Genomic DNA, 16,059 nt, shown 5'->3' on the forward strand with positions numbered 1-16,059 from the left:
CCTGGCTGATCGACTCAAGCAAACGGAAGCGGCACGGTGAACCCGATGCCGCTCCATTTACCCTGGTACCTAGGAGAAGCTATGCAACACACGATGAAAAAGCTGGCAGGCGCGACGTTCGTTGCGGTCATGTCGCTCGCGGGGACGGCGCATGCAGATGACGTCAAGATTGGCTATGCAGGGCCGATGACGGGTGCCCAGGCTCACTACGGCAAGGACATGCAGAACGGCATCGCGCTCGCGATCGACGACATCAACGCGTCGAAGCCGACGATCGGCGGCAAGCCCATCAAGTTCGTGCTCGACACGCAGGACGACCAGGCCGATCCGCGCACCGGCACGACGGTGGCCCAGAAGCTCGTCGACGACGGCATCAAGGGCATGCTCGGCCACTTCAATTCGGGCACGACGATCCCGGCATCGCGCATCTACGCGAACGCGGGCATCCCGCAGATCGCGATGGCGACCGCGCCCGAGTACACGCAGCAAGGCTACAAGACGACCTTCCGGATGATGACGTCCGACACGCAGCAGGGCTCGGTGGCGGGCACCTTCGCGGTGAAGGATCTCGGCATGAAGAAGATCGCGATCGTCGACGACCGCACCGCGTACGGCCAGGGCCTCGCCGACCAGTTCGAGAAGGCGGCGAAGGCGGCGGGCGGCACGATCATCGATCGCGAGTTCACCAACGACAAGGCGGTCGACTTCAAGGCGATTCTGACCAAGATCAAGTCGTCGAAGCCGGACCTCGTCTACTACGGCGGCGCGGATTCGCAAGCCGCGCCGATGGCCAAGCAGATGAAGACGCTCGGCCTCACGGCACCGCTGATGGGCGGCGAGATGGTCAAGACCCCGACCTTCCTGAAGATCGCGGGCGACGCGGCCAACGGCACGATCGCCTCGCTGGCGGGCCTGCCGCTGACCGAAATGCCGGGCGGCAAGGCGTACGCGGACAAGTACAAGAAGCGCTTCGGCGAAGACGTGCAGACCTACTCGCCGTATGCCTACGACGGCGCGATGGCGATGTTCGACGCGATGAAGAAGGCGAACTCGACGGATCCGGCCAAGTACCTGCCGTTCCTCGCGAAGACCGACATGGCGGGCGTGACCTCGACGCACGTCGCGTATGACGCGAAGGGCGACCTGAAGAACGGTGGCATCACGATGTACAAGGTCGAGAACGGCGACTGGAAGCCGCTGAAGAGCATCGGCGGCAAGTAAGCGCGGATTCGATTCGGGCATCAAGGGCGGCGCCTTCGGGCGCCGCTTTTTTTCGCGCGGCGTGCGGGCCATGACCTCAGCGCATGGCCCGCATGACAACTTTTCGATTGTCCGCATCCGGCGCCTGAGGCTCAATCCGTTGACGGACGGCGCGCGGCCAGGTCGCGCCGCCGTGTTCCACACCAGGAGGAGAGCCATGCAGAGCGCCGCCGCGCCCCGTTCGAAGCTGCCCGACGTCGGCACGACGATCTTCACCGTGATCGGCCAGCTGGCCGCCGAATACGATGCGCTGAACCTGTCGCAGGGGGCGCCCAACTTCGCGCCCGACCCGGCGCTCGTCGAGCGCGCGAGCCGCGCGATGCGCGACGGACACAATCAGTACGCGCCGATGGCCGGCGTCGCCGCGCTGCGCGACGCGCTCGCTGACAAGACCGAGCGCCTGTACGGCACCCGCTACGATCCGGCCACGGAGATCACCGTGGTCGCGAGCGCGAGCGAGGGGCTCTACGCGGCGATCAGCGCGCTCGTGCATCCCGGCGACGAGGTGATCTACTTCGAGCCGTCGTTCGACAGCTATGCGCCGATCGTGCGCCTGCAGGGCGCGACGCCCGTCGCGCTCAAGCTCGCGGCGCCGACGTTCCGGATCGACTGGGACGCGGTCGCGGCCGCGCTCACGCCGCGCACGCGCATGCTGATCCTCAACACGCCGCACAATCCGACCGCGACGATCCTCGGCGACGACGATCTCGTGCGGCTCGCGGCGCTCACGCGCGACACCGGCATCGTGATTCTGTCGGACGAGGTGTACGAGCACGTCGTGTTCGACGGCGCGCGCCATCTCGGCATGGCGCGCGACCCCGCGCTCGCGGCGCGCAGCGTGATCGTGTCGTCGTTCGGCAAGTCGTATCACGTGACCGGCTGGCGGATCGGCTATTGCCTCGCGCCCGCCGCGCTGATGGACGAGATCCGCAAGGTGCATCAGTTCATGGTGTTCTCGGCCGATACGCCGATGCAGCATGCGTTCGCCGAGACGCTCGCGGAGCCGTCCTCGTATCTCGGGCTCGGCGCGTTCTACCAGCGCAAGCGCGACCTGTTCGCCGCTGCGCTCGCCGGGTCGCGCTTCGAACTGCTGCCGAGCGAGGGCTCGTTCTTCATGCTCGCGCGCTTCCGGCATTTTTCCGACGAATCCGACAGCGCGTTCGTGCAGCGGCTGATTCGCGACGCGCGCGTCGCGACGATCCCGTTGTCGGCGTTCTACACGGACGGCACCGACACGGGCTTGATCCGCCTCAGCTTCGCGAAGGACGACGCGACGCTGCTCGAAGGCGCGCGGCGCCTGTGTGGCGTGTGACGCCGCGCATTCCACTGTTGCCAAGGAGAATTTCGATGAAACGATTGACCTTCCGATTCGCGCTGGCCGGCGCGCTGGGCTTGCTTTGCATCGCGGGCGGCGGCGCGGCGTGGGCCGCCGATGCGTCGCAGACGCTGCGCTTCGGCGTCGAGGCGCAGTATCCGCCGTTCGAATCGAAGGCGGCCGACGGTTCGCTGCAGGGTTTCGACATCGATGTCGGCAATGCGGTCTGCCAGGCGGCGAAGCTTAGCTGCAAATGGGTCGAGACGTCGTTCGACGGCTTGATCCCGGCCCTGCAGGGGCGCAAGTTCGATGCGATCAATTCGTCGATGAACGCCACCGCGCAGCGACGCCAGGCGATCGATTTCTCGACGATCGTCTATCACGTGCCGACCCGTTTGATCGCGCGCGTGTCGAGCGGGCTCGGCTCCACACCCGAGGTGCTCAAGGGGCGCAGGGTGGGCGTGCTGCAGGGCTCGATCCAGGAGACCTACGCGAAGGTGCACTGGGCGCCGGCGGGCGTGGGCGTCGTGTCGTACCAGGACCAGAATCAGGCCTATGCGGACCTCGTCGCCGGGCGGCTCGACGCGACGCTGGTGCTCGCGCCGGCTGGTCAGCGCGGGTTCCTGTCGCGTCCGGACAGCAAGGGCTTCGGGTTCGTCGGCGAGCCGGTGCGCGACGAGCGGATCCTCGGCAACGGCGTGGCGTTCGGTGTGCGCAAGGGCGACGACGCGCTGCGCGTGCGCCTGAACGCGGCGATCGAGCGGCTCAAGGCCGACGGCACCGTGGCGGCGCTGGGCCGCAAGTATTTCGGCGAGATCGATATTTCCGTGCGGTGAGCGAGTGGGCGCGCGGGAGGTTCCCGTGCGCGATCGTGAGGCCGGTCTTGCTTGAACGCTCACCTCGGGCGCTCACCTCGGGCACTTACCTCGGGCACTTACCTCGGGCACTTACCTCGGGCACTTACCTCGGGCGCTTACCTCAGGCGCTTACCTCAGGCGTCCGCCTGCGACAGGCGTTCGGCGATGTCCCGCAGCCATGCCTCGCTCCAGGTCAGCGCGCCGACCTTCAAATGCTCGACGACGCTGCGCACCCAGCCCAGCTCGGCTTTGAGCGTCGCCTCCAGCAGTTCGCTATCCAGCAGGAACAGGCGTGGAATCTGCCGCGCCTGCGCTTCATTGCGCGCGGCTTCAAGGCGCGCCAGTTCACTTTCGAGCGCGCCGATGCGCGCGTCGAGCTGGCGCCGCGCATCCTCGACCGACAGCAGCGGCAGGATCGACAACGCAACCGGAAACGACGGGAATTCGCGCGCGGGTTCCGCGAGCTGCTCGCGCAGCCACGCGCGCGCCGTGTCGCGGCCCAGGTTGGTGATCGCGTAGACGGTGCGCTCGGGAAACGCGCCGTCGCGCGCGGTGTCGTGCACGACGATCAGCGCGTCGCGCAGCAGACGGTCGAGGGTCTGGTACAGGCTGTTGCGCTGCCGGACGTTGATGACCTCGTCCTTGCCGCGCAGCTTGATCAACTGCTGGATGCGGTAGGCGTGCATCGGCGCTTCGGTGAGCATGGCAAGCACGGCCAGCGCCAGGGGGGAGTAGCGAGACATGATATGAATAGTTCATTTATGTCTAGTTATTCTATGACTAGTCATGAATGAACTCAAGCCGGAACTCATCCGCCCCGGCCGTCCGCCAGCCCTTAGCCGACGTGCGTGCGCTTCGCGGGCGGCGCGACGGTTTCCATCGTCGCGAGGCCATGCACGATGCCGCAGTCCTCGACCGTATGCTCGCCCTGGCATTGCTCGCGCAGCACGGCGAGCTGCGTCTTCAGGTGCTGCAGCTCGGTCAGGCGCGCCTCGACGTGGCCGATGTGCTCGTCGAGCAGCGTGTTGATCGAGTCGCAGCGGTCGGCGGGATCGTCGGTCAGGCGCAGCAGCGCGCGAATCTCGTCGTGCGTCATGTCGAGCGCGCGGCAATTGCGGATGAAGCGCAGGCGCTCGACGTGCGTCTCCGTGTAGTTGCGGTAGTTCGAATCGGTCCGCTCCGCATCGGGCATCAGGCCCTCTTTCTCGTAAAAACGGATCGTCTCGGGAGTGCAGCGGGCGGCCTTGGCCAATTCACCGATCTTCATTCCACTCTCCTTACGGAACACTTGACCCTGTAGTGGCTTCAAGGTGTTAACTGTACACCGTCAGCTAATCAGGAGGTTGCAATGACCGAAGCCACCCAGGCGCGAGACCGGCTCCGCGACGCGGAACATGTCCACGACGAAACGTGCGCAGGCGCGCACGGGCACGCTCATCGCGGCCATGCACAGGGCCAGGACGGCCACGTTCATGGCGCGCCGGGGCGCGTCGATGCGCCGCGTGCGCAAACGCACGATCACGCGCACGGTGCGGGCTGCGGCCACGACCACGAACATGGCCGCGAGCACGAGCATGCACCGGCTCGCGGGGGCGTCGATACGCCGCGCGGCAAGGCGCACGAGCATGCGCACGGCGAGGGTTGCAGCCACGACCATGAGCACGATCAAGTCGTCGTTCGCGAGGGCGTCGATACGCCGCGCGCGGACGGGCGCGAGCACGCGCATGACCACGCGCACGGCGGGGGTTGCAGCCACGACCATGAGCAAGCATCCGTTCGCGAGGGTGTCGATACGCCGCGCACAAAGGAGCACGAGCACACGCACGGCGCGAGCTGCGGTCATAGCCACGATCACGCTCATGCGCACGACCACGACCACGACCACGCGCACGACCACGGCACAGACAGCTGCTGCGCGCCGGCCGCGCTCGCACTCGCGCCGCTGCCGGGGGCCAGCGCGGCCGCGAACGGCAACCTGCGTTCGGCGTTCCGGATCATGCAGATGGACTGCCCGACCGAGGAAACGCTGATCCGCAAGAAGCTCGGCGGCATGAAGGAAGTGGCGACGCTCGAATTCAACCTGATGCAGCGCATGCTGACGGTCGAGCACGTGCCGGGCGCGGAAGCCGCGATCACGAGCGCGATCCGTTCGCTCGGCATGACGCCGGAAGCCGCCGGCAACGCCGGCCCCGGCCCCGCGGCGCTGCCCGCCGAGCGCGCGAAGCCGTGGTGGCCGCTCGCGCTGGCGGGCGTCGCGGCGATCGCGTCGGAGGCGGCCACCTGGTTCGGGCTGCCGACCTGGCTCGCGGCCGCGCTCGCGGTGCTGGCGGTCGCTGCCTGCGGCCTCACCACCTACAAGAAAGGCTGGATCGCGATCCGCAACGGCAACCTCAACATCAATGCGCTGATGAGCATTGCGGTGACGGGCGCGATGGTGATCGGTCAATGGCCGGAGGCCGCGATGGTGATGGTGTTGTTCACCATCGCGGAATTGATCGAGGCGAAGTCGCTCGATCGCGCGCGCAACGCGATCCAGGGGCTCATGCGGCTCGCGCCGGACACCGCCACGGTGCGCCAGCCCGACGGCTCGTGGGCGACCATCGAGGCGGCGCAGGTCGTGCTCGGCGCGGTGGTGCGCGTGAAGCCGGGCGAGCGCATCGGCCTCGACGGCGAGATCGTGTCCGGCCGCTCGACCGTGAACCAGGCGCCGATCACCGGCGAAAGCCTGCCCGTCGAAAAAGGCCAGGGCGATCCGGTGTTCGCCGGCACCATCAACGAATCGGGCTCGTTCGAGTATCGGGTCACGGCCGTGGCGGGCAACACCACGCTCGCGCGCATCATCCACGCCGTCGAGGAGGCGCAGGGCGCCAAGGCGCCGACGCAGCGCTTCGTCGATCAGTTCGCGCGGGTCTATACGCCGGTCGTGTTCGCGATCGCCTTGCTGGTCGCGATCGTGCCGCCGCTCCTGATCGACGGCGCATGGCGCGACTGGATCTACCGCGCGCTGGTGCTGCTCGTGATCGCGTGTCCGTGCGCGCTGGTGATCTCGACGCCGGTGACGATCGTGTCCGGCCTCGCGGCGGCCGCGCGACGCGGCATTCTCGTGAAGGGCGGCGTGTACCTGGAGGAAGGCCGCAAGCTGGTCTGGCTGGCACTCGACAAGACCGGCACGATCACGCACGGCAAGCCGGTGCAGACCGATTTCGAGCTGCGCGCGGCCGATGTCGACGCGGCGCGCGTGCGCCATCTGGCGGCCAGTCTCGCGAGCCGTTCCGACCACCCGGTGTCGCAGGCGGTTGCGGCGGCGGCGCGCGGCGACGCGGCGCCGGCCGGCGCGTTCGCGGAAGTGGCCGAGTTCGAGGCGATCCCCGGGCGCGGCGTGCGCGGCACGATCGACGGCACGGCCTACTGGCTCGGCAACCATCGCCTCGTCGAGGAGCTGAAGCGTTGCTCGCCTGCGCTGGAAGAGCGGCTTGACGCGCTCGAGAAGCAGGGCAAGACGGTCGTGATGCTGATCGACGCCGCGCGGGTGCTGGGGCTGTTCGCAGTCGCGGACACGGTGAAGGAGACGAGCCGCGAGGCTGTCGCTGAACTGCACGCGCTCGGCATCCGCACCGCGATGCTGACGGGCGACAACCCGCATACGGCGTCGGCGATCGCGGCCCAGGTCGGGATCGACGATGCGCGCGGCAACCAGCTGCCCGAAGACAAGCTCGCGGCGGTCAACGAGCTGGCGGCGGGGCCGGGCGCGGTCGGGATGGTCGGCGATGGCATCAACGACGCGCCGGCGCTCGCGCGCGCTGATATCGGTTTCGCGATGGGCGCGATGGGCACCGATACGGCGATCGAGACGGCCGACGTCGCGCTGATGGACGACGACCTGCGCAAGATTCCCGCGTTCGTGCGCCTGTCGCGCGCGACCCACCGCGTGCTGGTGCAGAACATCGGTTTCGCGTTGCTGGTGAAGCTGGTGTTCCTCGGTCTCACTATCGCGGGGCTCGGCACGATGTGGATGGCGGTGTTCGCGGATGCGGGCGCGAGCCTGATCGTGGTCGGCAACGGCCTGCGTCTATTGCGTCAACAACGTTGAACGGAGGCGGAAGATGAGTCTGCTCAAATGGATCACCGGCGGCCACGGCCGCGGACATGGCGGGGGTTTTTCGCGCGGGCACGGCGGCGGGCACGGCGGCTACGGCTGGGGCAACCAGGGCGGCCATTCGAACGGTGGCTTTCCGCCGCCGTCGGGCAGCGGTCCGCTGCAAAACCTGGCTTGTGCGCGCTGCGGCGCGCTCAACGGCGCGGCTGCGCAGTTCTGTTCGCAATGCGGCGTGTCGCAGAAGCCCGCCGCGTGCGGCAAATGCAGCGCGGCGCTCGATGCGGCCGCGCGCTTCTGCCAGCGGTGCGGGACGCAGGTCGCCTAGACCAGGCGCGGGCCGGAGGGCGGGCGGATGCCCGCCCTCCGGCGCTTTCACTCGGCGCTTTCACTCGGCGCTTTCACTCGGCGCTTTCACTCGGCGCTTTCACTCGGCGCTTTCACTCGGCGCTTTCACTCGGCGCTTTCACTCGGCGCTTTCACTCGGCGCTTTCACTCGGCGCTTTCACTCGGCGCTTTCACTCGGCGCTTTCACTCGGCGCTTTCACTCGGCGCTTTCACTCGGCGCTTTCACTCGGCGCTTTCACTCGGCGCTTTCACTCGGCGCTTTCACTCGGCGCTTTCACTCGGCGCTTTCACTCGGCGCTTTCCTTCACCGCAGCGGCAGATGGATTTCCGTCAGCAGCTCGGCGGGGCGCACCTCCTGCGGCGAATTCAGATACAGCTCGAACGACGGCGCGTCGGCCGCCTCGCGGCCCGAGTCCGGCAGCCAGGTGCCGTACAGCCAGTCGTAGGTCTCGGCAAGCTGTTGGTAAGGCCCGCGATGCGTGAGCACCGCATATTCGCCGCCCGCGATCACGGTGCGCGCCACCGGCGGCTCGACCGTCACGCCGGCCGCGCGCGGCCCCAGCGCGAAGCAGGCCTTCGAACGCAACTGCGCGGCGGGCGTCGCATCCGGATCGTCATAGAAGATGCCGATGCAGCGCGTGTCCGGACCGAACAGGTCGCGCACGCCGATCCAGCCCGCGAGTTGCTCGAACGCGAGACCGATCTCCGGATACGGGCCGACATGGTCCACCGACAACACCTCGATCGGATCGAGGTGACGCAAGACGACTTCATGCTGGGTCATGGATGACGCTCCTGGTTGCGATGAAAGGGCGGGTTGCGCCACGCGCCGGCTCCGGTACTGCGCGGGCGGCATGCCGAACGCGTCGCGAAACGCGCGGCTGAACGCATGCGGCGAGCCGTAGCCGGCGCGCTGCGCGATGTCGCTGATCGGCCGCCCCGTCCGGATCAGGTCGTCCGCCGCGCGTGCGAGCCGGATGCGCCGCACGGTCGCCACCACCGACTCACCGTAGAGCCCCTGGTAGATCCGGTGCCAGTGATAGGGCGACAGACACGCAACCTCGGCGAGCCGGTTCAGGTCCAGCGGTTCGTCGAGGTGGGCGCGGATATACGCATGCACGCGCGCGAGGCGGGCGTGGTAGCGGGTCCAGCAGGCGGGCAGGGTGGCGGTCATCGGCGCGGCGCGGCGGCGGCGGAACAGGCGCTCACCTTAGCACGTCGCCTTTTGACAAATCTTGCGCTCCGCACCGGTTCCGCGCCCGCGTCGCGCGGGCGTCCGCCCTTATATCTGGCACTATTTAACGCGGCATGGTGCGCGTGGCCGTAACGATTTGCTGATCAATGTTTAAGTACGGTGAAAAACGATTGAATCCGCCATCGTTCCCCGTGTAAGGTCGCGCTGGCAGCCCCGATTTTTCGGAGTCCGCAGGTTGTCCATCGATGTCCAACCGCAGCAACACGCTTTCGGGAGAGAACAAATGGATTCATCCGGCTTCTTGACATCGCTGCAAAGCACCCTGGGCGTTTACCTGCCCAAGATCGCCGGCGCGCTCGGCATCCTGATCGTCGGCTGGCTGATCGCCGTGCTGGTCCGTGCCGGCGTGCGCAAGCTGCTGGGCGCCTTGAAGGTCGACCAGCGCATCGCGGAGAGCACCGGGCAGGGCGCGCAGGTCGAAGGCATCGTCGCGGGCGGCCTGTTCTGGCTGATCCTGCTCGTGACCGCGGTCGGCATCTTCAACGTGCTGAACCTCTACGCGGTATCGAATCCGTTCTCGCTGCTCGTCACCAAGATCATCAACTACCTGCCGAACCTGCTCGGCGGCGGCGCGCTCGCGCTGATCGCGTGGTTGATCGCCTCGCTCTTGCGCAGCATCGTGGGGAAGGCACTGAAGGCGAGCCGGATCGACGGCAAGCTGTCCGAGACGGCCGGCATGAAGCCGATGAGCGGCTATCTCGGCGACGTGCTGTTCTGGCTCGTGATCCTGATGTTCATTCCCGCGATCCTCGCCGCGTTCGACCTGAACGGGCTGCTGTCGCCGGTTCAGGGCATGATCGACAAGATCCTCGCGATCGTCCCGAACGTGTTCGCGGCGGTCGTGATCGGCTTCGTCGGCTGGGTGGTCGCGCGGATCCTGCGCGGCCTCGTCGTCAACCTGCTGAGCGCGGCGGGCGCCGACCGTCTCACGCAGAACGTCGACAGCGCGACGCCCGTGAAACTGTCGAGCCTGCTCGGCACCGTGGTCTATATCTTCGTATTCGTGCCGACCCTGATTTCCGCGCTCGACGCGCTGAAGATCGAGGCGATCTCGGGCCCGGCCACGCGCCTGCTCGACCAGTTCCTCGGCGCGGTGCCCGACATCGTCGCGGCGGTCGTGATCTTGCTCGTCACGTTCTATGTCGCGCGCTTCGTCGCGACGCTCGTGCAGAAGCTGCTGGTGGCGGCGGGCGTCGACGGGCTGCCCGCCGTGCTCGGCGTCGAACGGGTGTTCTCGGGCACGTTGCAGCCGTCGGTGCTGGCCGGCCGGCTCGTGATCTTCTTCGCGATGCTGTTCGCGACCGTCGAGGCCGCGAACCGGCTCGGCTTCGGGCAGGTGCGCGACGTCGTCACGCTGTTCATCGAGTTCGGCGCGCACATCCTGATGGGCGGCGTGATCCTCGTGATCGGCTTCTGGCTCGCCGGCCTCGCGCGCCGCGTGATCCAGCAGGCCGACCACGACCAGAGCGGCCTGCTCGCGCGGATCGCGCAATTCGCGATCCTCGGCCTCGTGTTCGCCATGGGGCTGCGCGCGATGGGCATCGCCAATGAGATCGTGCAGCTCGCGTTCGGGCTCGTGCTCGGGGCGGTCGCGGTGGCGGTGGCGCTGTCGTTCGGTCTCGGCGGCCGCGAGGCGGCGGGCAAGCTGCTCGACCGCTGGATCAACACGCGCGATCGCAAGGACTAACGCGCGGGACGCGGGGCGCCATGCCCCGCGTCGTGTTCAGGCGGAGCCACGTCAGGCCGGGCCAAGCTCAGGCCGCGCCGATGCCGGGCCGCATCAGGCCGAACCGCGTTGGATCGAACCGCGTCAAGCGGACCGCATCAGATCGAATCGCAAGAACTAACGCGCGGGATGCGGGGTGCCATGCCCCGCGTCGTGTTCAGGCGGAGCCACGTCAGGCCGGGCCAAGCTCAGGCCGCGCGCTTCCAGGCGATTGCCCACGCGTGCGGCAACGGCGGGAAGCCGGCCACGCCGGCGAGGCCCGCGCGCAGTGTCAGCGCGTACAGCAGCATCGGCGCGGCGAGCCCGGCGGTGGTGCCGAGCGCGAGGTGCAGCGCGAGCGTCGCCACGGCGGGCGTCGCCACGCCGGCGTGCTGCAGCGCGATACGCACGCTCGCCGTGACCAGGATGTGCGTGAGGTAGATCGGCATCGAGGCGATGCCGGCCGATTCGAGCCAGATCCGCCAGCGGGGCGCATCACGCATCCGGTCCGCGCGCCACGCGAGTTGCAGCGTGAGGGCGATGCCGGCGAGCGCGGCGGGCATGGCCCAGACGCTGTCCGCCTCGCCGTGGCCGTGCGCGAACAGCACGGCCGCCGCGAACGCGGCGCCGCTCGCGGCGATCCGCCCCGGCGTCGCGCCGCGCGCGACGAGCCGCGGCAAATACTCGTTCGCGAGCAGGCCGAGCGCGAAGAACGGCCAGTTCATCAACGCGAGCGAGACGATCCCCCAGTGCGTCGACGCGCCGAGCGCAAGACCGAGCGCCGCGAGGCCGGCGAGCGGCCCGTGCGCGCGCAGCAGCGCGGGCGCCGTATGGGCGAGCGCCCACGCGAGCAGCATGCAGAGCATCAACGCGTAGAGAAACCAGAACTGGCCGAACGGCCGCCAGCCGATCGCGAGCAGGTCCGCCACGCCGAACGCGTGGTTCGTGCCGTGCGTCGTCATCACGAGCTGCGCCGCGCCCTGCAACCCCGACCACAGCAGGTACGGATGCGCGACCGCGCGCAGCTGCGCCGGCAGGAAGCCGTGGCCCGCGCCGCGCAGCGCGCGCTCGACGTGCCGCCCCGACAACAGGAAGAACAGCGGCATGTGGAACGTGTGGATCGTGTAGTCGAGCGCGGCCGCCCACACGGCGGGCGCGCCGTCCGGCACGAGTCCCGCCGCGCCGACCCCGCGCAGCGCGTGCCCGAACACGACGAGGAAGATGCCCGCGCCGCGCGCGGTATCGAGATAGGTTTCCCGCATGGTGGCCTGGTGGGGGCGCGGCGACGCCGCGTTGCGATGAATGTAGGCAGCGCGCATGCGCCGGTGTGTGGGCCGCCCGACACATGCGCGCGCCTCAATGTGGCCTGGATCACCGTGCCGATGCCGCTCGCCCGCAGCGTTGCCCCTTACGAAACGAAAGCCCGGACGTTTGCCGATTTTCGATAACACGTCGATTAATGACTCTCTAGGATCGGTCTTCAGTCGCGGGGGCCAGATACCACCGGTCCGCCCGGCCAGCCGCACTTGAGGAGAGATCCATGCAGACAGAATCGAAAGGTCGCCCCGGCGCGGGCGGCAAGGCGTCGCAGCCGGTTCTCCGGCAGACGCTCGGCACCTGGCAGCTGTGGGGCATCGCGGTCGGGCTCGTGATCTCGGGCGAGTACTTCGGCTGGAGCTATGGCTGGGCCAGCGCGGGCACGCTCGGTTTCGTCGTCACCGCGCTGTTCGTGGCGGCGATGTACACGACCTTCATCTTCAGCTTCACCGAGCTGACCACTTCGATTCCGCACGCGGGCGGGCCGTTCGCCTACGCCCGGCGCGCGTTCGGGCCGGCGGGCGGCTATCTGGCGGGCGCGGCGACGCTGGTCGAGTTCGTGTTCGCGCCGCCCGCGATCGCACTCGCGATCGGCGCCTATCTGCATGTGCAGTTCCCGGGCCTCGAACCGAAGCACGCGGCGATGGGCGCCTATCTCGTGTTCATGGCGCTCAACATCGTCGGCGTGCAGATCGCGGCGACCTTCGAGCTGGTCGTCACGCTGTTCGCGATCTTCGAGCTGCTCGTGTTCATGGGCGTCGTGTCGCCGGGCTTCGCGTGGAGCAACTTCGCCAAGGGCGGCTGGGCGGGCGCCGATCATTTCAGCCTCGGCGCGTTCCACGGGATGTTCGCCGCGATCCCGTTCGCGATCTGGTTCTTCCTCGCGATCGAGGGCGTCGCGATGGCGGCCGAGGAGGCCAAGAATCCGCAGCGCTCGATCCCGATCGCCTACGTCGCCGGGATCCTGACGCTCGTCGTGCTCGCGATCGGCGTGATGGTGTTCGCCGGCGGCGCGGGCGACTGGACCAGGCTCGCCAACATCAACGATCCGCTGCCGCAGGCGATGAAGTACATCGTCGGCGCGAACAGCGGCTGGATGCACATGCTCGTGTGGCTGGGCCTCTTCGGGCTCGTCGCGTCGTTTCACGGCATCATCCTCGGTTATTCGCGACAGATCTTCGCGCTGGCCCGCGAGGGCTACCTGCCCGAGTGGCTCGCCAAGGTGCATCCGTGCTTCCAGACGCCGTACCGCGCGATCCTCGCGGGCGGCGTGGTCGGGATCGTCGCGATCTACAGCGACGAGCTGATCCAGTTCGGCGGCCAGACGCTCACGGCGAACATCGTGACGATGTCGGTGTTCGGCGCTATCGTGATGTATATCGTCAGCATGGCGGCCCTGTTCAAGCTGCGCCGCACGCAGCCGCGCCTCGCGCGGCCGTTCCGCGCGCCGCTGTATCCGTTCTTTCCGGCTTTCGCGCTCGTCGCGGCGCTCGTGTGTCTCGCGACGATGGTGTATTTCAACGGGCTCGTCGCGCTGATCTTCGTCGCGTTCCTCGCGCTCGGCTACGGCTATTTCCTCGCGACCGGCGCGCAGCGTTCGGCGGCGCCCGCCGACGCGCTCGTCGAGGAATGACGCGCGGGCGGCCCGCCCCCGCACCGCGGCGCGCGCACGCGCCGCGGGCATCACAAGGAGTCGGCATCGGATGGCTTATACGGAGACGATCGGTTCGCGCACCTACCGCTTCGCGGACCTGAAAACCCTGCTCGCGAAGGCGAGCCCGCTGCGGTCCGGCGATCAGCTCGCGGGCGTCGCCGCCGCGAGCGAGGAGGAGCGCGTCGCCGCGAAGATGGCGCTCGCCGAGGTGCCGCTCGCGACCTTCCTGAACGAGGCGCTGATCCCCTACGAGGACGACGAGGTCACGCGCCTCATCCTCGACGATCATTCGCGCGCAGCCTTCGCCGAGATCGCGCACCTGACGGTCGGCGATTTCCGCAACTGGCTGCTGTCGTCGGCCGTCGACGGCGCGGCGCTGGAACGCGTCGCGCCGGGCCTCACGCCCGAGATGGTCGCCGCGGTGTCGAAGCTGATGCGCAACCAGGATCTGATCGCGGCCGCGCGCAAGCGTCGTGTGGTCACGCGCTTTCGCAACACGGTCGGGCTGGCGGGGCGGATGTCGGTGCGCCTGCAGCCGAACCACCCGACCGACGACGTGAAGGGCATCGCCGCGTCGATGCTCGACGGCCTCATGTACGGCTGCGGCGATGCGATGATCGGCATCAATCCCGCCACCGACAGCCTCGCGGCGATCGTCAGGCTGCTCGACATGATCGACGGGTTCCGCGAGCGCTACCGGGTGCCGACCCAGTCGTGCGTGCTGACCCACGTGACCAACACGATCGCGGCGGTCGAGAAGGGCGCGCCCGTCGATCTCGTGTTCCAGTCGATCGCGGGCACCGAGCGCGCGAACGCGAGCTTCGGGATCTCGCTCGCGCTGCTGCGCGAGGCGCGCGAGGCCGCGCTGTCGCTGCGGCGCGGCACGGTCGGCGACAACCTCATGTACTTCGAGACGGGCCAGGGCAGCGCGCTGTCCGCGAACGCGCATCACGGCGTCGACCAGCAGACCTGCGAGGTGCGCGCCTACGCGGTCGCGCGCAAGTTCGAGCCGTTCCTCGTCAACACGGTGGTCGGCTTCATCGGCCCCGAGTATCTGTACGACGGCAAGCAGATCATCCGCGCGGGGCTCGAGGATCACTTCTGCGGCAAGCTGCTCGGCGTGCCGATGGGCTGCGACATCTGCTACACGAACCACGCGGAAGCCGACCAGGACGACATGGACACGCTGCTGACGCTGCTCGGCGCGGCCGGCATCAACTTCATCATGGGCATCCCCGGCGCGGACGACGTGATGCTCAACTACCAGAGCACCTCGTTCCACGACGCGCTGTACGTGCGCGAGGTGCTGGGGCTGCGGCGCGCGCCGGAATTCGAGGAGTGGCTGGAGACGATGGGCATCGCGGACGCGCGCGGCGCGCTCCTGGCCGCATCGCCGCGCCAACCCCTGCTCGCGGGCGCGCACGAATGGATGGGGCTCGACGCATGAGCGACGCCATCGAGAAGAATCCGTGGGGCGAACTGAAGGCGTTCACGAACGCGCGGATCGCGCTCGGCCGCACGGGCAGCAGCCTGCCGACCGCGCCGCTGCTCGCGTTCAACCTGTCGCACGCGCAGGCGCGCGACGCCGTGCACCAGCCGCTCGACGTGGAGGCGCTGCACCGCGCGCTGGCCGACGCGGGATTCGCGTCGCTCGACGCGCACAGCGCGGCGCCCGATCGCCAGCACTACCTGCGGCGGCCCGACCTCGGGCGGCGGCTGTCGGACGCCAGCCGCGCGGCGCTCGCGCAAGCGGGCGAGGCGGCGGGCGAGCCGCCCGAGCTGGTGTTCGTGATCGGCGACGGGCTGTCGGCGTTCGCGGCCGCGAAGCAGGCGCTGCCGCTGCTGCAGGCGGTGCGCGGACGGCTCGACGTCGACGGCTGGCGGGTCGGCCCGGTGGTGGTCGCGCAGCAGGCGCGCGTCGCGCTCGGCGACGAGATCGGCGAGCTGCTGCGCGCGCGGCTCGTCGCGATGCTGATCGGCGAGCGTCCGGGGCTCAGCTCGCCGGACAGCCTCGGGGTCTATCTCACCTATGCGCCGAAGGTCGGCTGCCACGACGCGCTGCGCAACTGCATCTCGAACGTGCGGCCGGAGGGGCTGCCCTACGCGGCGGCCGCGCACAAGCTCCACTACCTGCTCACCCATGCGCGGCGGCTCGGCCTCACGGGCGTCGGGCTCAAGGACGACAGCGACGCCACGCTGCCCGGCGCGGCGGCGCCCGCGCAGCTGTCGGACGTTTGAGCGGCGGCGGGCCCGCC

13 protein-coding genes are annotated in these 16,059 nt (G+C 68.8%); 9 read left to right on the top strand and 4 right to left on the bottom strand.

The genetic code is table 11. The features are described from left to right. The first annotated feature begins 81 nt into the window (after positions 1-81). The 3 genes from Bsp3421_RS30295 to Bsp3421_RS30305 all read left to right on the top strand — a co-directional run bounded on the left by Bsp3421_RS30295 (position 82) and on the right by Bsp3421_RS30305 (position 3,411). On the top strand, positions 82-1,221 hold the full coding sequence (locus tag Bsp3421_RS30295) for a branched-chain amino acid ABC transporter substrate-binding protein (RefSeq protein ID WP_274000188.1): 1,140 nt from the start codon (positions 82-84) through the stop codon (positions 1,219-1,221). A 196-nt stretch (positions 1,222-1,417) separates the two neighbouring features. Next, the gene (locus Bsp3421_RS30300; protein ID WP_274000190.1) at positions 1,418-2,572 is read left to right on the top strand and encodes a pyridoxal phosphate-dependent aminotransferase; all 1,155 of its coding nucleotides are present in this window, start codon (positions 1,418-1,420) and stop codon (positions 2,570-2,572) included. 35 nt (positions 2,573-2,607) lie between these two features. Then, the gene (locus Bsp3421_RS30305; protein WP_274000192.1) at positions 2,608-3,411 is read left to right on the top strand and encodes an ABC transporter substrate-binding protein; all 804 of its coding nucleotides are present in this window, start codon (positions 2,608-2,610) and stop codon (positions 3,409-3,411) included. A gap of 155 nt (positions 3,412-3,566) precedes the next feature. Here Bsp3421_RS30305 and Bsp3421_RS30310 read toward each other — a convergent pair whose 3' ends face one another. Both Bsp3421_RS30310 and cadR read right to left on the bottom strand, forming a co-directional pair. Next, positions 3,567-4,175 (bottom strand): PadR family transcriptional regulator, encoded by a 609-nt coding sequence (locus Bsp3421_RS30310; RefSeq protein WP_274000193.1) that lies wholly within the window; start codon positions 4,173-4,175, stop codon positions 3,567-3,569. Between the two features lie 92 nt (positions 4,176-4,267). Continuing rightward, entirely contained in the window at positions 4,268-4,699 is a 432-nt protein-coding gene (gene cadR, locus Bsp3421_RS30315; protein ID WP_252982026.1) for a Cd(II)/Pb(II)-responsive transcriptional regulator, read from the bottom strand. Positions 4,700-4,780: 81 nt separating this feature from the next. On the opposite strand from cadR, the gene Bsp3421_RS30325 reads away from it, so the two are divergent. Together Bsp3421_RS30325 and Bsp3421_RS30330 are read left to right on the top strand one after the other, a co-directional pair. Next, positions 4,781-7,522 carry a heavy metal translocating P-type ATPase gene (locus Bsp3421_RS30325; RefSeq protein ID WP_443111548.1) on the top strand — a complete coding sequence of 914 codons (2,742 nt, stop codon included), beginning with the start codon at positions 4,781-4,783 and terminating at the stop codon, positions 7,520-7,522. A 13-nt stretch (positions 7,523-7,535) separates the two neighbouring features. After that, the gene (locus Bsp3421_RS30330; protein WP_274000194.1) at positions 7,536-7,853 is read left to right on the top strand and encodes a zinc ribbon domain-containing protein; all 318 of its coding nucleotides are present in this window, start codon (positions 7,536-7,538) and stop codon (positions 7,851-7,853) included. Between the two features lie 324 nt (positions 7,854-8,177). On the opposite strand, the gene Bsp3421_RS30335 is transcribed toward Bsp3421_RS30330, so the two are convergent. Continuing rightward, the gene (locus Bsp3421_RS30335) at positions 8,178-9,047 is read right to left on the bottom strand and encodes an AraC family transcriptional regulator (RefSeq protein WP_274000195.1); all 870 of its coding nucleotides are present in this window, start codon (positions 9,045-9,047) and stop codon (positions 8,178-8,180) included. Between the two features lie 304 nt (positions 9,048-9,351). Here Bsp3421_RS30335 and Bsp3421_RS30340 point away from each other — a divergent pair, with 304 nt between their 5' ends. Then, entirely contained in the window at positions 9,352-10,815 is a 1,464-nt protein-coding gene (locus Bsp3421_RS30340) for a mechanosensitive ion channel (protein ID WP_274000196.1), read from the top strand. 227 nt (positions 10,816-11,042) lie between these two features. On the opposite strand, the gene Bsp3421_RS30345 is transcribed toward Bsp3421_RS30340, so the two are convergent. Beyond that, positions 11,043-12,095 (bottom strand): acyltransferase family protein, encoded by a 1,053-nt coding sequence (locus Bsp3421_RS30345; RefSeq protein ID WP_274000198.1) that lies wholly within the window; start codon positions 12,093-12,095, stop codon positions 11,043-11,045. A gap of 278 nt (positions 12,096-12,373) precedes the next feature. Between Bsp3421_RS30345 and eat the strand changes: the two genes are divergently transcribed. The 3 genes from eat to eutC all read left to right on the top strand — a co-directional run bounded on the left by eat (position 12,374) and on the right by eutC (position 16,042). Then, a complete protein-coding gene (gene eat / locus Bsp3421_RS30350; RefSeq protein ID WP_274000200.1) occupies positions 12,374-13,783 on the top strand; it encodes an ethanolamine permease in 1,410 nt (469 codons plus the stop codon). A 70-nt stretch (positions 13,784-13,853) separates the two neighbouring features. After that, positions 13,854-15,251 carry an ethanolamine ammonia-lyase subunit EutB gene (locus Bsp3421_RS30355; protein ID WP_274000202.1) on the top strand — a complete coding sequence of 466 codons (1,398 nt, stop codon included), beginning with the start codon at positions 13,854-13,856 and terminating at the stop codon, positions 15,249-15,251. Then, on the top strand, positions 15,248-16,042 hold the full coding sequence (eutC, locus tag Bsp3421_RS30360) for an ethanolamine ammonia-lyase subunit EutC (RefSeq protein WP_274000203.1): 795 nt from the start codon (positions 15,248-15,250) through the stop codon (positions 16,040-16,042). The genes Bsp3421_RS30355 and eutC overlap by 4 nt, the downstream gene beginning before the upstream one ends. Positions 16,043-16,059 lie beyond the last annotated feature (17 nt).

Source organism: Burkholderia sp. FERM BP-3421, from assembly GCF_028657905.1.
Lineage (GTDB): Bacteria > Pseudomonadota > Gammaproteobacteria > Burkholderiales > Burkholderiaceae > Burkholderia.

What these genes read in the sequence shown, in the direction of transcription:
- cadR (WP_252982026.1), bottom strand. Translation starts at nt 4,699, where the DNA reads ATGAAGATCGGTGAATTGGCCAAGGCCGCCCGCTGCACTCCCGAGACG.
- Bsp3421_RS30345 (WP_274000198.1), bottom strand. Translation starts at nt 12,095, where the DNA reads ATGCGGGAAACCTATCTCGATACCGCGCGCGGCGCGGGCATCTTCCTC.
- Bsp3421_RS30295 (WP_274000188.1), top strand. Translation starts at nt 82, where the DNA reads ATGCAACACACGATGAAAAAGCTGGCAGGCGCGACGTTCGTTGCGGTC.
- eutC (WP_274000203.1), top strand. Translation starts at nt 15,248, where the DNA reads ATGAGCGACGCCATCGAGAAGAATCCGTGGGGCGAACTGAAGGCGTTC.
- Bsp3421_RS30355 (WP_274000202.1), top strand. Translation starts at nt 13,854, where the DNA reads ATGGCTTATACGGAGACGATCGGTTCGCGCACCTACCGCTTCGCGGAC.
- Bsp3421_RS30325 (WP_443111548.1), top strand. Translation starts at nt 4,781, where the DNA reads ATGACCGAAGCCACCCAGGCGCGAGACCGGCTCCGCGACGCGGAACAT.
- Bsp3421_RS30300 (WP_274000190.1), top strand. Translation starts at nt 1,418, where the DNA reads ATGCAGAGCGCCGCCGCGCCCCGTTCGAAGCTGCCCGACGTCGGCACG.
- Bsp3421_RS30305 (WP_274000192.1), top strand. Translation starts at nt 2,608, where the DNA reads ATGAAACGATTGACCTTCCGATTCGCGCTGGCCGGCGCGCTGGGCTTG.
- eat (WP_274000200.1), top strand. Translation starts at nt 12,374, where the DNA reads ATGCAGACAGAATCGAAAGGTCGCCCCGGCGCGGGCGGCAAGGCGTCG.
- Bsp3421_RS30340 (WP_274000196.1), top strand. Translation starts at nt 9,352, where the DNA reads ATGGATTCATCCGGCTTCTTGACATCGCTGCAAAGCACCCTGGGCGTT.
- Bsp3421_RS30330 (WP_274000194.1), top strand. Translation starts at nt 7,536, where the DNA reads ATGAGTCTGCTCAAATGGATCACCGGCGGCCACGGCCGCGGACATGGC.
- Bsp3421_RS30335 (WP_274000195.1), bottom strand. Translation starts at nt 9,047, where the DNA reads ATGACCGCCACCCTGCCCGCCTGCTGGACCCGCTACCACGCCCGCCTC.
- Bsp3421_RS30310 (WP_274000193.1), bottom strand. Translation starts at nt 4,175, where the DNA reads ATGTCTCGCTACTCCCCCCTGGCGCTGGCCGTGCTTGCCATGCTCACC.